Here is a 13,491-nt window from a genome sequence, read left to right on the forward strand (position 1 = left end):
ATGGGCATCATCTGGCGTTTGAAATTGGAATTTGGCACGCTAACGTTAAGCGAGGATCGGTAGTGGGAAATTTGGGGAATAGAACTGAGCAGTGAAGAGATTTACAAAGTAAGAACCGAAACGACGTGTTCATCGGTTATGGAAAACGGAGGAATGCTGAGCGAAGCAAGCTCGCCCAAAATACTGGGTTGGGAAATGGTGCGATTGGTTCTGCTGGTTAACGCGTCAATTGGATATCTATATCAAGAAAATGGCACCTAAGCCTAAGAACGCAAAGAAACCGACGACATCGGTAACGGTCGTCAATACTACCGAGCCAGCCACGGCGGGGTCAATGTTAAACTTCTTCAACGTGAATGGTATCAACGTACCCGATGCCGCGGCCGCCAAACTATTGAGGAAAATGGCACAGCAAATAATAAGCGCCAATGGCAAAGAGTCAAACACCATGTAAACGACACCCGCGATCACCAATCCCATAATTAAACCATTAATGGTGGCGATTTTTAATTCCTTATTCACCAATAGCTTCAAGTTACTTTGGTGCAAGTGGTTTAGTGCGATACCTCGAATGGCCACCGCTAAGGTTTGGCTACCCGCGATGCCGCCCATGCTCGCCACGACAGGCATTAAGATCGCAAGCGCAACGACTTGCTCGACCACATTATCAAAAAGCCCAATGATGGCGGAGGCTACGAAAGCGGTCAGCAAGTTAATCACCAACCAAAGTGCTCTTAGCCTTGTCGCCACGCTTAATGGTGTAAACAAATCTTCTTCGCTTCGTACGTTTTCTGCCACTACAGCTTGTAGGCTGAGTTCACGCAAGGTAATCGCGATGGTCGCCATCGACAAGACGCCCATAATTTTGCCACCAGCCATGATAGGAAACCAATGTGCTCCACCATCAATCGAGACTTGTTTGCTGACGCTTTGAATCGTTTGAATATCTTCTAGAATTGGCGTAACTACGGTCAAGTCGGTAAGTTTGATATGATTCTCGTGCAGCAACAGGGTTTGCGGCTCTATCGTACCAATCACACCACTTGCATCACGCACAATAATCAACCGCACTGGACTTTGCCCGCGTTTTAGCAGCTCGGTTTTGATGCCTCCTACGCTGTTTTTAGGGTTTGCGACCAGAAAGTGAGGCTCGGCATAACGTCCAACTTTGTTGTCTTCATACGACAATGCTTGTTGGATATGCGCGACAGACTCTTCACTTTGATCAATAAGGTATTCATCTACAAATTCGGTCGGTAGAAAGTCCGCAAAGATGATCAGTTCTGAATCCGTTATGTACGCCAAGCGTTCATGTTGTAAGTCTTTATTGAGTGATTGATGAATGTGCTTGGCGGTGTCGTATCGGAGCAAATTTAATACCGTCCAATACTTCTCAGGCGGCACTGCTTCTATGACACGCTTACGGTAAGCAATGTTGACCGATTCCAAAATGTTCGCAATCTGTGCTTCTTGATAGTCTTTCAAAAAGCTCAAGTCTTCGGTCGATTCTATCGCTTTAATGATCTCAGCAAGCAAATGTGGCACTTTGCGGTTAATTTGCAATTGGTTGGAATCTATCATTACTTTTACCTATAGCTTTCACTACCACATTCGCCGCATTGACGATATGTGCTATCCGAAGGCATGAATTCTTGATGTTAAAATTCTAGGCGATAGTTGACTTAATTGCGGAATTTATATTTCGCTCGCAGAAACAAAACGCCTCTGCATCAGTTCATGGTATAGACTTGAATGTGTGTCAGGCTCATTCGCCTTGTTTGATAATGGAGTAATCAATGGCACCTGTATTTTTTCTGACTCAGCAGGCCGCCTTACCAAGTCGTAAGGTGCTTCGTAAAGTGATTCAATTTTCGACAGCGCTGGCTCAGCCTATTGTAGTTTTAGTGGAAGACCATCGCCGAAGTGAAGATCACGCATTCGCTCATTTTCTCAGTTTCAACTCTGACCATATAGAAAAAAGACAAGCTGAGTTTGAAGCTTGGACCTTAAAGTTCAACGCATTAATTGTCGAACTTTGTGAAGAAGAAGAGCTTGAAACACCAACGCTCTCTTACGAGCATTTCAAAGGGAGCCATTGGGTTGAGCAAGTTGCGAAACGACTTGTTGACCACACTGACTTACTGCTCGTGGGACACTTTAACAAACACGAGATTCAAACGATGCTCACAGAACTAGCACAACAAGATTGCGACTTGTTGCTACTGAGTGAGCGGTCATGGCCTTCTCACGCCAACATGCTTTGTGCAATCGACCCACTTCATCGAGGGGATGAAAAGTCGATAGTAGATAAAGCCATCGTCTCGCGAGGCTCAAAATTAGAACAAACCTTAAGCGGGAAAATGACGCTCGTTTACTGCCGATACGTCGCACCATACCTCTCTCGCTATCGTGCAGAGATATTAAGCAATCAAAAAGCAGGCATTACAGATTTTATTAGTGCGCAAAAGTTAACGCGAGTTCCATTACTATTACCGGAAGGAAACCCTGAAACGGCGTTACCAAAAGCAGTTAAGCAATCACAAGCGTCGATTTTGATTATGGGAGCATGTAAACGAAGCATGTCATCTCAATTTTGGTCTGGCAGCACTGTAGACACGTTACTTGATCAACCACCTTGTGACCTACTGTTGGTCAACAGTTCCAAGGGCTGACTAGGTATTCCCTATTAACCAACCCTTTCAATACCAAGCGCAGTTATTGGCTCTTTACATCTTCTAACTGCGCGGCTTCATGCTCTGCGTTCAAGGCTTGTTTCTGCTGCTGTTTTATCTCATCCCAACTGCGTCCCGACTCAATCGCAGATACACGCTGATCGTATTTGTTGCAGGCTCTTTCGAGTACTTTCTCAGGATCTATACCCTTTTCTCTTTCCAGCGCTTTTAATACGTTAAGATAGTTCCACAACACATCGCCTAACTCGTCTTCCAAATGACAAAGGCGATCCTCACGAATCTCTTCGCGGACTTCATCAACTTCTTTGCCAATGGCCTCCAGATAAGTCTCTACGCCTTTAAACCAAGTATTGGTTTGGTCATATTGAGATTTTCTCGTCGCAATTGCATACAGCTCATCAAATTTCTTCATTGCCTCTCCGTAGAACACGTTTTTATTTATGCCTTTTTAGGACGAATAAACTTCCCTTTAGCCGTCACTCTAACTTCGCTATTGACCCGTAATTGAGCCACCAGTTGATATATACCGCGTCGTTCACCTTCACAGTGTGCAGTAATCGTGACTCGATCATCTAACTGAATAGGTGCATGGTAGCGCACATCCAACTGCGCCGTAAGGGCTTGAATGTCTCTAGATAACAAACAATGCGTCATTGCACCATCGAGAAGCGAACTGGCAATACCACCATGTAACAGGTCTGTGTAACCTTGATGACGCGGTAAAACGTGAAACTCTCCGACAACAGAACCATCGGCTAGGTATTGGTAGTTCACGGCCAAAGAGTTCGGATTCACATTAATTGAAGAACAAACCGCACATTGATGATGAGATTCGTGAGTGTAATGACAGTAGCTGTTTGTGGACATGATAGTTACTCGGTTTCTCAAAAGAGTAATTAGCATATGCCAACAATTAAAAAGAAACGGCGAGTAATCTTTGTTTGCATGTTGCAGGGCCAGCAACCTCGCTTTTCATAACACTAAATAATCATTTTAATAATTAACGATAATTTCCAGTTTATTTAGAGTGGCGATATGGTTTGCATAGTGATTACGCAACGTTATGAAAAGGCGACTTATGAAGTTTCTCCACACGATGATCCGTGTAGCTGACCTAGACAAATCTATCGAATTTTATACAAAAGTTCTGGGAATGAGTGTTTTGGATCGTTTTGAAAACCAAGAATACCGTTACTCACTGGTGTTTGTTGGTAACCCTGATCAACCAGATGGCGCGACCATCGAGCTAACTTATAACTGGGATACCGACAGTTACGACTTGGGTAACGCATTCGGACACATGGCACTGGGGTCTGAAGATATTTACGCCGCTTGCGAAAAAATTAAAGCGCTTGGTGGCAACGTTACTCGCGAGCCAGGTCCAATGAAAGGCGGAGAAACTCACATCGCGTTCATTAAAGATCCCGATGGTTACCAAATCGAACTCATCCAAACTCAAAAATAACGAGGTTTCCTATGACAGATGCATTATTTCAACCCATTCAACTTGGCTCTCTCTCATTAAAAAACCGTATCGTTATGCCTCCGATGACGCGTTCTCGTGCTTCTCAACCAGGTAATATCGCTAACGACATGATGGCGACCTACTATGCTCAACGTGCTGAAGCGGGCCTAATCGTTGCTGAAGGCACACAAATTTCGCCAATGGGTCAAGGCTATGCATGGACACCAGGCATTTACAGCCCAGAGCAAATTGCTGGCTGGAAAAAAGTAACTGATGCAGTGCACGAGAAAGGCGGCACTATCTTCGCGCAATTGTGGCACGTTGGTCGTGTGACTCACCCTGATAACATTGGCGGTGAGCAACCTATTTCTTCTTCTGCGCTAAAAGCAGAAAACGTGAAAGTATTTGTCGATAACGGCACAGACGAACCGGGCTTTGTCGACGTGGTTGAGCCACGTGAAATGACCAAACAAGACATCAAGAACGTTATTGAAGAGTACCGCCAAGCCGCACTAAACGCGATAGAAGCCGGATTCGATGGTATCGAGCTTCATGCAGCGAATGGCTACTTGGTTAACCAGTTTATCGATTCTGAAGCGAATAACCGCACCGATGAATACGGTGGCTCTATTGGAAACCGTCTGCGTTTTCTTGGTGAAGTGATAGAAGCGATGACGCAAGCCATTGGCGCTGAGCGTGTTGGTGTTCGTCTTGCGCCATTCACTTCGTTAAATGGCACCGTTGATAGTACGCCAGTCGAAACCTACACCGCCGCTGCAGCGCTGCTTGATAAACTCAATGTGGTTTACATTCACATTGCAGAAGTGGATTGGGACGACGCGCCAGACACTCCGCACAACTTTAAAACCGCAGTTCGTGAGGCGTACAAAGGTACACTGATTTATGCCGGTCGTTACAACGATGAAAAGGCGCAACACGCGATCGAAAGTGGTTTAGCTGACATGATTGGCTTTGGCCGTCCGTTTGTTGCAAACCCCGACTTACCAAGCCGCATCAAGCATGGCTATCCACTGGCAGAACATGACCCTGCCACATTGTTCGGCGGCGGTGAAAAAGGCTTAGTGGACTACCCTGCGTACCACGCGGGTTAATTCATCTACGTAAAGCTGATTCGCAACTCGCGACAAACCAATAGCGAAACCAAAAGAACCTTGCTCTTCCCCCTGTAACGCCAAGATGCAGGGTTCTTTTTAGGCAAGCCATCAGAATTAACGTCTTTGACAAGATGTACAACCTCGACACGCAGAGCGCGTCTTTTTACTGAGCAAACTGCGTTGTACTTTACAGTAAGCATTCTTTAAAGCACGACGACCTGAAAACCAATCATCCGGTTTAGTGAGGATTGAGTAGCCGTGAAACCTCTTAACCAACTCGGTTCGATTGTTTTCGATAAATCGGCTATCAAACTCGATGTCGAAGTAATTCAAAGCCTCTTCGATACAAGTAAAGCTGGCAATTTTTTCCTGAATCGTATTCTTTGTCATCGTTTCTTTAGCGTAATCATTTTCAATGAAGTCTAAGTGCCTCGCGCTTTACGTTCTTTGATTTAGCGCTTCTTAAGATCATTCTTTATGGGTTTTCCATATTGAAATTCAATTTGGGAATTCGTTAACCCACCTAGCATTTTCATTTTGACAACCACTTTAAGACACTGATTTAAATAAACATTATTTCTGGTTCATATTTTGCTCTACTTCATTAAACGGAATGTTGGAGCAACACGATATGACTTACAGAGCAGAAGTAGACGGATTAAGGGCGATTGCTGTCACGTTGGTGATTTTGTTTCATGCAGGAGTTGAGCAATTCGCTGGTGGCTTTATTGGCGTCGACGTGTTTTTTGTGATCAGCGGCTATTTGATCACCACCATCGTGATTAACGACTTAGAAAACCAGAAGTTCAGCCTTGGTGATTTTTATGAGCGACGCATTCGTCGCATACTCCCCCTCTTACTGGTGGTGATCGCCGTCAGCTATTTGATGTCTTGGTGGCTATTTTTGCCGCAAGCACACAAAGACGTTGGTCAATTTGCAGTGTCTTCCATTCTCTCTTCATCCAACATTCTTCTGTATTTGAAAGGCCACAATTACTTCGGTTTAGAAGATCAAGCCAACCCGCTGTTTCACACTTGGAGCTTGGGCGTTGAAGAACAATACTACATTGTCATTCCTTTGCTACTCATGCTACTCGCTCGTGGCAAAAACGCGTTTTACCTGACTTTTTTCATCGCGGTATTTGCGCTGAGTTTGATGACTATTGTCTACGCGAGCAACGATCCTGATTTCGCTTTTTACATGATCTTCTCTCGCGCTTGGGAGCTGGCAACCGGTTCATTACTCGCATTAGTGATGAGAAAAGTCCAAGTTCAATCTAACGATACTCTAGCAACCATTGGCATCGTTTTGATATTGGCTTCCGCGCTTTTATTTGAAAAATCGCAAGATGGCGCGGGCATTACGCTGCTGGTGCCGGTCATCGGTAGCGCGTTGGTGATTTTGTTTGCCTCTAAAGGCAATGTCTGCGGTAGATTACTGAGCCTAAAGTGGGTCGTGTTCGTCGGCTTAATCAGCTACAGCTTATACTTGTGGCACATTCCATTATTTGTCTTTTACCGCTACGTGTTGGACACAACACAAGACATCAATATCCCGCTTTACGTGATCGCTCTTTTTGTACTGTCTTACTTCACTTGGCGCTTTATTGAAAAGCCGTTCCGTAGCCGAAAAGCCATGAGCATGCGCACTGTGTCCGCGGTTATTGTGTTGTTGACGTTGCCCTTGCTAACACTCGGCGTTATCGGTCATCAAAACGGTGGTTTTCCAGAAAGAAGCGCATTTTTCGAGGCCATGCGCGTTAACAACGGTTATGGTTTAGATTGCAACGGCAACACCAACGTTAACGATGTGTGCTCGTCTGCGCCGCAGCCCGCCATCGCTGTGTTAGGCAATAGTCACAGCATGGTTTACGTGAAGCGTCTATCTGAAGTAACACCAACTGGCGTGGTGCAACTTACTCAAGATTCCTGTGCGGTCGGTTATGTCGACATCCTAGAAGCTGCTGGCTCAATTTCTTGCCGACAGTTCTTCAATGAGGCTGTCGATACCATTCTAAGTACCCCTTCCATTCGTCGCGTTGTTATCTCTTCTAATTTCAATAAAGAGCTTTCACAAGCCGATTATGAAGCATCATTAACCAAATTATTGAATGAACTGAAAGGAAAGGAAGTGGTCGTTTTCGGTCCAACCCCTTCTGCACCGTTTGCGGTAGGAGAATGCCTTTGGAAAGCGCGTTTGTTTGGCGAGACAGAAGAGTCTGCCTGCGACTTTTCTCCCAAACAACATCACCCTCAAAACGTGGCGAAGTTAGTGAACTACTTTGAGCAATTTGAGCACGTTGAGTTTGTCGACTTGACCGATGCCATTTGCAGAAATGGCGTATGTCGAATGAGAGTTGGAGCAAACAATGCGATGTATACGGATGACAGCCATTTATCTTACAAAGGCGCTGAGTTGGTGCTTGGGCATTACCTCAACACTACAAATGAAGCGCAACAGTTCACTTACGACCGACAATAACCAAGGAAATAAACTTTTATGCTTCAGCGCTTATCTCAGGTAAGCGCTGAATGCTTTAAAGCAAGACAAAGCTAGGCGTCTATTTGAAAATGCGCGGATCAAACGCGAAATCGAGCTTTTCGGCTTTCTTGATGATCTCTTTCATTTTGGGATGATTTGGATTCACCACGTAGTTTTTATCACGAGGTGAAATCGTTGAAGGCACTTGCAGCGCGGCAAACTCTGGATGAGGATCATTGAGAAACTGATCACCAATGTACTGCGTAGACTCGCTCGCCGGTATTGCCCGCCACGTCACAGGGAGATCTTCTTCATCTAAGGTGGCGATGAGGTATTCTGGCATTTCAATACGATATAAATCGTAAAGTTTGGTGATAGCAGGATCGTTGTTTACGTGAACAAATACTTCCAACGAGCAAAGGGATTCCGATTCAGAGAAGTAGAGGGCTTCGGTTCCTTTTGAGTTCCATCGCCCTCCAAACAACTTTGCGCCAACGGGGCTGAATGGCGTGTCAGCAAATTTCTTTTGTGTGAGACGATAGAGCTTCATATTACGAGAATACCCCGTGCTCTAAACGGCCGATCAAATCTTTTACGATTTCAAAATCCACCGTGGTCGAGACCATATCAAGTGGACGTTTTCCACCTAAGCCGTACACATTCTCTCTCATCCATTTTAACGCGCGCTCTTCGTCGTCAAACAGTTCTGTCGCGAGTTTCAATAACATCGCTAATCGATAGATTGCATCACTTTCTTGCGTATTGAAGCGCTCATCGTTTTTTAGACGACGCTTGATCGTGCTAACAGGTATCAATGTGACGTTTTGAAACTCACTCTGAGAAAGCTTCACACGCTCAACAATATTGCGATACACCTTTGGCTCAAAGCCTTTGTGAACCGCATCAGTGCGACCTGTTTCAGCGTCTTCAATACCCAACATAAACCAGAAATTGGCTTTATGAGGTTGTTTCGGTTTGAAGCTTTTTAATGCTGCAGTTGCCATATCAAGCTCCTATGGTTCATATGGTCCAGTTATTATGGTTCAAATGAGCTTAACTTTCAATCAAAGTAAAAAGATAGGTAAAGAAAAAGGCGAGCTTTTCGCCCGCCTCTCTTACTTATTCATCAACCCATTTACCGACGGGCATCGTTTCACTTATTGCAAGTCAAAACGATCCGCGTTCATGACTTTCGTCCATGCGGCGATGAAGTCATGGATGAATTTTTCCTGATTATCATCTTGCGCATACACTTCCGCATACGAACGCAGGATCGAGTTTGAACCAAAGACAAGATCCACTCGAGTAGCCGTCCACTTCACAGCGTCGGTTTTACGATCACGGATTTCATATTGATTAGCACTCACTGGTTTCCACGTATATGCCATGTCAGTAAGGTTCACGAAGAAATCATTCGACAAAGTGCCTACTCGGTCAGTAAATACGCCCTCTTTTCCACCGCCGTAGTTACTGCCTAGAACGCGCATACCACCGATAAGTACCGTCATTTCTGGCGCCGTTAGCCCCATAAGCTGAGCACGATCTAATAAAAGCTCTTCTGGCTTAACCGCGTAGTCTTTCTTCAACCAATTTCGGAAACCGTCAGCAACAGGCTCAAGTACTTCGAACGATTCCACATCCGTCATCTCTTGGGTAGCATCACCTCGGCCTGGCGCGAATGGTACGGAAACATCATGACCTGCGGCACGCGCAGCCAGTTCAATACCTACGTTACCAGCAAGCACGATAGCATCTGCAACACTACAGCCCTCTTCTGCTGCTATTTTTTCTAACACCGCAAGAACACGTCTTAGACGTTCAGGTTCGTTCCCTTGCCAATCTTTTTGCGGAGCCAAGCGAATTCTCGCGCCATTTGCACCGCCTCGGCGGTCAGAGCCACGGTAAGTACGCGCACTATCCCACGCCGTACTTACTAACTCACTAATGGATAGGCCACTTGCTTCGATTTTTGTTTTTACTAAATCAACATCGTAGTCTGTCTTACCTGCGGGCGTTGGGTCTTGCCAAATAAGATCTTCGCTTGGCACATCAGGGCCGAAATAACATGATTTTGGTCCTAGATCGCGGTGTGTCAACTTAAACCAGGCACGAGCAAAAACGTCATCAAAGTACGCAGGGTCATTTTGGAACTTTTCTGCAATCTTACGATATTCAGGGTCCATTTTGAGCGCCATATCGGCGTCGGTCATGATTGGATTGTAGCGCTTAGAACCGTCTTCAACATCGACAGGCTTGTCTTGTTCTTCAATGTCGATGGGCTCCCATTGCCACGCGCCGGCTGGGCTCTTTTTCAGTTCCCAGTCATACTTAAATAGTAGGTGGAAGTATCCGTAATCCCATTGTGTAGGGTGTGTTGTCCAAGCACCTTCAATACCACTCGTTACCGCGTCACGGCCAATGCCACGTGTTTTGTGATTAATCCAGCCAAGACCTTGCTCATGAACGTCTGCTGCTTCGGGCTCTGGGCCAAGGTTTGCGGCATCACCATTACCATGACACTTACCCACCGTGTGACCACCAGCTGTGAGCGCGACGGTTTCTTCATCGTTCATTGCCATTCGCGCAAAGGTCACTCGCATGTCATGTGCTGTTTTGAGAGGATCTGGGTTACCGTCTACCCCTTCAGGGTTCACATAGATAAGACCCATCATTACCGCAGCAAGCGGGTTTTCTAAATCTCGCTCACCAGAGTAGCGGCTGTTATCAGCGTCACTTGTGGCTAACCATTCTTGCTCAGACCCCCAGTAAGTGTCTTTTTCTGGGTGCCAGATGTCCTCTCGTCCAAACGCAAAGCCAAAGGTCTTAAAGCCCATGGATTCGTACGCCATGTTACCGGCAAGGACAATCAGGTCTGCCCAACTTAGTTTGTTGCCATATTTTTTCTTGATTGGCCATAAAAGGCGTCGAGCCTTATCGAGGTTAGCGTTATCTGGCCAAGAGTTGAGAGGAGCAAAGCGTTGGTTGCCTGTAGCAGCACCGCCACGGCCATCCGCAATACGATAACTGCCCGCTGCATGCCATGCCATTCGGATCATTAAACCACCGTAGTGTCCCCAGTCGGCAGGCCACCAGTCTTGGCTATCAGTCATTAAATCTTTTAAATCTTTTTTAAGTGCTTCGACATCTAGCTTTTTCAGTTCTTCTTTGTAATTAAAGTCCTGACCAAATGGGTTGGTTTTGGAGTCGTGTTGATGCAGGATGTCTAAGTTCAAGGCATTCGGCCACCAATCCATCACCGACTTATCTGTAGATGTTTGCCCACCATGCATAACTGGACATTTACCTACCGAACCGCCGTTTGCTTTGCTCATATAATGCTCCTTCGTGTCGTGGTTGTGGTAACCACTCTTTGTTATTCAATAAATCGAATATCCACCTCAAACAGCGTAGTTCATACACTGTTTTTTTAGTTAACGCCAAGTCAAAATTTCAAACATTTCAGCGAATAAATAATTGTTATCAAACATGTACCTATATGCAGAAAATATGGATAGAGATCAGTTTAAGTCCATACCTGAATACTTAATCCCAGACAGCCTCGCCATGTTGTGATCCCAGGTCGCTAAATCATGATGACTAAATTCACTCAGAGCGTGATGACCACAAGCCCTCGCCATGACTTTCATGAGCTCGACCGAGGATTCGAAGAAATTTTTCAGTTGCTGGGATGACTTTTCAACGTCGAGACGCTGCCTCAAATCGGCATTTTGTGTCGCAATGCCTGCCGGGCAATTATTGGTGTTGCAGATGCGAGCCGCGACACAACCGATCGATTGCATCGCACTGTTTGCTATCGCTACTCCGTCTGCTCCAAGTGCCAACGCTTTGACAAAATCCGTAGGAACTCGCAACCCACCGGTGATGATTAATGTGACGCGGTCACTTGCACCTTTTTCATCTAAGTACTTACGTGCACGAGCTAATGCAGGAATGGTGGGCACACTAATATGGTCACGGAACATAGTTGGCGCCGCACCCGTGCCACCACCGCGACCATCTAAGATGATGTAATCAGCCCCAGCATCAAGCGCAAACTGAATGTCTTGCTCAATATGGTTGGCACTGAGTTTAAATCCAATTGGAATACCGCCTGTGATGCCACGAACTCTGTCAGCAAACTTTCTGAAATCGTGAGTAGTGTGAAGATCTTTGAACGTTGGTGGTGATATCGCTGGTTGTCCCTCGGGGATGCCTCTCACCTGAGCGATCTTACCTACATTTTTATTTGCAGGCAGATGACCACCCGTGCCCGTTTTTGCTCCTTGCCCACCTTTAAAGTGAAACGCCTGAACATTAAGAAGCTTAGATTCGTCGTAGCCAAATTGAGCACTAGCAAGCTCATAGAAATACCGTGAATTAGCGGCTTGTTCTTCCGGTAACATGCCACCCTCACCAGAGCAAATCCCAGTCCCTGCCAACTCTGCACCTTTTGCTAGTGCAATTTTCGCCTCTTCAGAAAGTGCGCCAAAACTCATGTCCGACACCAACAAAGGAATGGCGAGTCTGAGCGGCTTACGCGCGTTTGGTCCCACAATCAACTCGGTAGACACAGGAACGTCTTCCAACAACGGTTGTGTCGCCATTTGCGCCACCATAATTTGTATAGCATCCCAATGTGGTAGCAAATGCCTAGGAACCCCCATTGCAGCCATCGGACCATGATGACCGAGTTTAGAGAGTCCTTCTCTCGCTAATTGGTGGATAAACTCGAGGGTTGGTTCTTCTTGAGTAGCAGACGCCGTTGGTTTGTCTCTTTTCTCTCGCTTTTGTTCCGGTCCCTCTTTACCGACTTGCTCTGCGGTAAATCGCTTGTGTGTACCATCACAAAAAGGAGCATTGGCGGTATGCTTACATTGGCAGAGATAGGCATCTTCGTCTTTTTCCGCACTAAAGCTCATTGGCTTTAAGCCGGTTCCCGAATGAGACCCATCGCAGTAAGGTTGTTTTTTAGAACGCCCACATCGGCAGAAGTAATATTCTTGCCCAGCTTTCAACTCTACTTTGATCGGCTTGTTATCAGCGATGATTGGCTTGCTCATGTTGCCCCCTATTTATTATTGTTAACCATGCTTTCTCGCTGGCTTGCAATAAGCGTAGAACAGGAGCGTAAAGAGCGTCAGTGTCGCCGAGTAAAATGCGCGATTGTCGCCCGACTAACCTATACTTTTTATGGGTCTCATACACGTGGAGGCTATATGACGATTGCAACCCGATTAGATGAATATTTGACTGAGCATAACATTCACTTTCAAACCGTGAATCACAGCCACAGTCATAGCTCGCTACAAAGTGGTGTTGCAGCAGGTGTGCCTTTAATGAATATCGCAAAAGGTGTGATTCTAGAGGATCATGAAGGGCGTCATATGATGGCGGTCTTACCTGCCAACAACAAAATCAGTTTGTCGCGATTAAACGACGAATTTAATGCCACCTTCCACTTGGTGAAAGAGCGTATGGTTTACCGACTCTTCACCGATTGTGAACACGGCGCTATTCCACCGATTGGTAGCCCTTACCACATGTCGACAGTTTGCGATGAAAGACTGGCAAACTTGGAACATGTCTACCTTGAAGCTGGCGATCATGAAACTCTGATTAAGCTGGACAGAAAGGCGTTTAAAGAACTGATGAACGACTGTAGATATCTAAGATTCAGCAGTGAAGTTCTGCATTAAACTTGCCAAAATCTCTCGACATTTCCTGAACAAGGCTCTT

General features: G+C 45.8%; 13 protein-coding genes. 5 read left to right on the top strand and 8 right to left on the bottom strand.

What is annotated here, in order from left to right; all coding sequences use genetic code 11:
- Positions 1 to 237: 237 nt before the first annotated feature.
- Complete coding sequence (locus tag R8O70_RS13420; RefSeq protein WP_017635328.1) at positions 238 to 1,581, bottom strand: magnesium transporter; 1,344 nt, start codon at positions 1,579 to 1,581, stop codon at positions 238 to 240.
- A 215-nt stretch (positions 1,582 to 1,796) separates the two neighbouring features.
- On the opposite strand from R8O70_RS13420, the gene R8O70_RS13425 reads away from it, so the two are divergent.
- Positions 1,797 to 2,672, top strand: coding sequence for a universal stress protein (locus R8O70_RS13425; RefSeq protein ID WP_258624008.1), 876 nt, complete (start codon positions 1,797 to 1,799; stop codon positions 2,670 to 2,672).
- Positions 2,673 to 2,715: 43 nt separating this feature from the next.
- Here the strand turns inward: R8O70_RS13425 and R8O70_RS13430 are convergent, their stop codons facing one another.
- The gene (locus tag R8O70_RS13430) at positions 2,716 to 3,105 is read right to left on the bottom strand and encodes a MazG nucleotide pyrophosphohydrolase domain-containing protein (RefSeq protein ID WP_005376487.1); all 390 of its coding nucleotides are present in this window, start codon (positions 3,103 to 3,105) and stop codon (positions 2,716 to 2,718) included.
- Positions 3,106 to 3,131: 26 nt separating this feature from the next.
- Positions 3,132 to 3,560 (bottom strand): PaaI family thioesterase, encoded by a 429-nt coding sequence (locus R8O70_RS13435; protein ID WP_017820983.1) that lies wholly within the window; start codon positions 3,558 to 3,560, stop codon positions 3,132 to 3,134.
- Positions 3,561 to 3,771: 211 nt separating this feature from the next.
- Here R8O70_RS13435 and gloA point away from each other — a divergent pair, with 211 nt between their 5' ends.
- Entirely contained in the window at positions 3,772 to 4,158 is a 387-nt protein-coding gene (gloA, locus tag R8O70_RS13440; RefSeq protein WP_005376490.1) for a lactoylglutathione lyase, read from the top strand.
- Positions 4,159 to 4,169: 11 nt separating this feature from the next.
- Positions 4,170 to 5,270, top strand: a complete 1,101-nt coding sequence (locus R8O70_RS13445) for an alkene reductase (RefSeq protein WP_104976130.1) — start codon at positions 4,170 to 4,172, stop codon at positions 5,268 to 5,270.
- A gap of 117 nt (positions 5,271 to 5,387) precedes the next feature.
- Here R8O70_RS13445 and R8O70_RS13450 read toward each other — a convergent pair whose 3' ends face one another.
- Complete coding sequence (locus R8O70_RS13450; RefSeq protein ID WP_158159344.1) at positions 5,388 to 5,663, bottom strand: nitrogenase-stabilizing/protective protein NifW; 276 nt, start codon at positions 5,661 to 5,663, stop codon at positions 5,388 to 5,390.
- 241 nt (positions 5,664 to 5,904) lie between these two features.
- On the opposite strand from R8O70_RS13450, the gene R8O70_RS13455 reads away from it, so the two are divergent.
- Positions 5,905 to 7,755, top strand: a complete 1,851-nt coding sequence (locus R8O70_RS13455) for an acyltransferase family protein (RefSeq protein WP_258624010.1) — start codon at positions 5,905 to 5,907, stop codon at positions 7,753 to 7,755.
- Positions 7,756 to 7,834: 79 nt separating this feature from the next.
- On the opposite strand, the gene R8O70_RS13460 is transcribed toward R8O70_RS13455, so the two are convergent.
- The 4 genes from R8O70_RS13460 to R8O70_RS13475 all read right to left on the bottom strand — a co-directional run bounded on the left by R8O70_RS13460 (position 7,835) and on the right by R8O70_RS13475 (position 12,815).
- Entirely contained in the window at positions 7,835 to 8,305 is a 471-nt protein-coding gene (locus R8O70_RS13460) for an RES family NAD+ phosphorylase (RefSeq protein ID WP_005376497.1), read from the bottom strand.
- A gap of 1 nt (position 8,306) precedes the next feature.
- Positions 8,307 to 8,759: an antitoxin Xre/MbcA/ParS toxin-binding domain-containing protein gene (locus R8O70_RS13465; RefSeq protein ID WP_017820987.1), complete on the bottom strand. Its 453-nt coding sequence runs from the start codon at positions 8,757 to 8,759 to the stop codon at positions 8,307 to 8,309.
- Between the two features lie 153 nt (positions 8,760 to 8,912).
- Positions 8,913 to 11,087 carry a catalase/peroxidase HPI gene (gene katG, locus R8O70_RS13470; protein WP_158159342.1) on the bottom strand — a complete coding sequence of 725 codons (2,175 nt, stop codon included), beginning with the start codon at positions 11,085 to 11,087 and terminating at the stop codon, positions 8,913 to 8,915.
- 186 nt (positions 11,088 to 11,273) lie between these two features.
- Entirely contained in the window at positions 11,274 to 12,815 is a 1,542-nt protein-coding gene (locus R8O70_RS13475; protein WP_158159341.1) for a glutamate synthase-related protein, read from the bottom strand.
- A 156-nt stretch (positions 12,816 to 12,971) separates the two neighbouring features.
- Here R8O70_RS13475 and R8O70_RS13480 point away from each other — a divergent pair, with 156 nt between their 5' ends.
- Positions 12,972 to 13,451 carry an aminoacyl-tRNA deacylase gene (locus tag R8O70_RS13480; RefSeq protein ID WP_005376501.1) on the top strand — a complete coding sequence of 160 codons (480 nt, stop codon included), beginning with the start codon at positions 12,972 to 12,974 and terminating at the stop codon, positions 13,449 to 13,451.
- The last annotated feature ends 40 nt before the right edge of the window (positions 13,452 to 13,491 follow it).

The organism is Vibrio sp. 779(2023) (assembly GCF_033344285.1).
In the GTDB taxonomy this organism is placed as follows: domain Bacteria; phylum Pseudomonadota; class Gammaproteobacteria; order Enterobacterales; family Vibrionaceae; genus Vibrio; species Vibrio alginolyticus.

Excerpts from the sequence above, each read along its gene's own strand:
- R8O70_RS13420 (WP_017635328.1), bottom strand. The coding sequence starts at position 1,581 with ATGATAGATTCCAACCAATTGCAAATTAACCGCAAAGTGCCACATTTG.
- R8O70_RS13425 (WP_258624008.1), top strand. The coding sequence starts at position 1,797 with ATGGCACCTGTATTTTTTCTGACTCAGCAGGCCGCCTTACCAAGTCGT.
- R8O70_RS13430 (WP_005376487.1), bottom strand. The coding sequence starts at position 3,105 with ATGAAGAAATTTGATGAGCTGTATGCAATTGCGACGAGAAAATCTCAA.
- R8O70_RS13435 (WP_017820983.1), bottom strand. The coding sequence starts at position 3,560 with ATGTCCACAAACAGCTACTGTCATTACACTCACGAATCTCATCATCAA.
- gloA (WP_005376490.1), top strand. The coding sequence starts at position 3,772 with ATGAAGTTTCTCCACACGATGATCCGTGTAGCTGACCTAGACAAATCT.
- R8O70_RS13445 (WP_104976130.1), top strand. The coding sequence starts at position 4,170 with ATGACAGATGCATTATTTCAACCCATTCAACTTGGCTCTCTCTCATTA.
- R8O70_RS13450 (WP_158159344.1), bottom strand. The coding sequence starts at position 5,663 with ATGACAAAGAATACGATTCAGGAAAAAATTGCCAGCTTTACTTGTATC.
- R8O70_RS13455 (WP_258624010.1), top strand. The coding sequence starts at position 5,905 with ATGACTTACAGAGCAGAAGTAGACGGATTAAGGGCGATTGCTGTCACG.
- R8O70_RS13460 (WP_005376497.1), bottom strand. The coding sequence starts at position 8,305 with ATGAAGCTCTATCGTCTCACACAAAAGAAATTTGCTGACACGCCATTC.
- R8O70_RS13465 (WP_017820987.1), bottom strand. The coding sequence starts at position 8,759 with ATGGCAACTGCAGCATTAAAAAGCTTCAAACCGAAACAACCTCATAAA.
- katG (WP_158159342.1), bottom strand. The coding sequence starts at position 11,087 with ATGAGCAAAGCAAACGGCGGTTCGGTAGGTAAATGTCCAGTTATGCAT.
- R8O70_RS13475 (WP_158159341.1), bottom strand. The coding sequence starts at position 12,815 with ATGAGCAAGCCAATCATCGCTGATAACAAGCCGATCAAAGTAGAGTTG.
- R8O70_RS13480 (WP_005376501.1), top strand. The coding sequence starts at position 12,972 with ATGACGATTGCAACCCGATTAGATGAATATTTGACTGAGCATAACATT.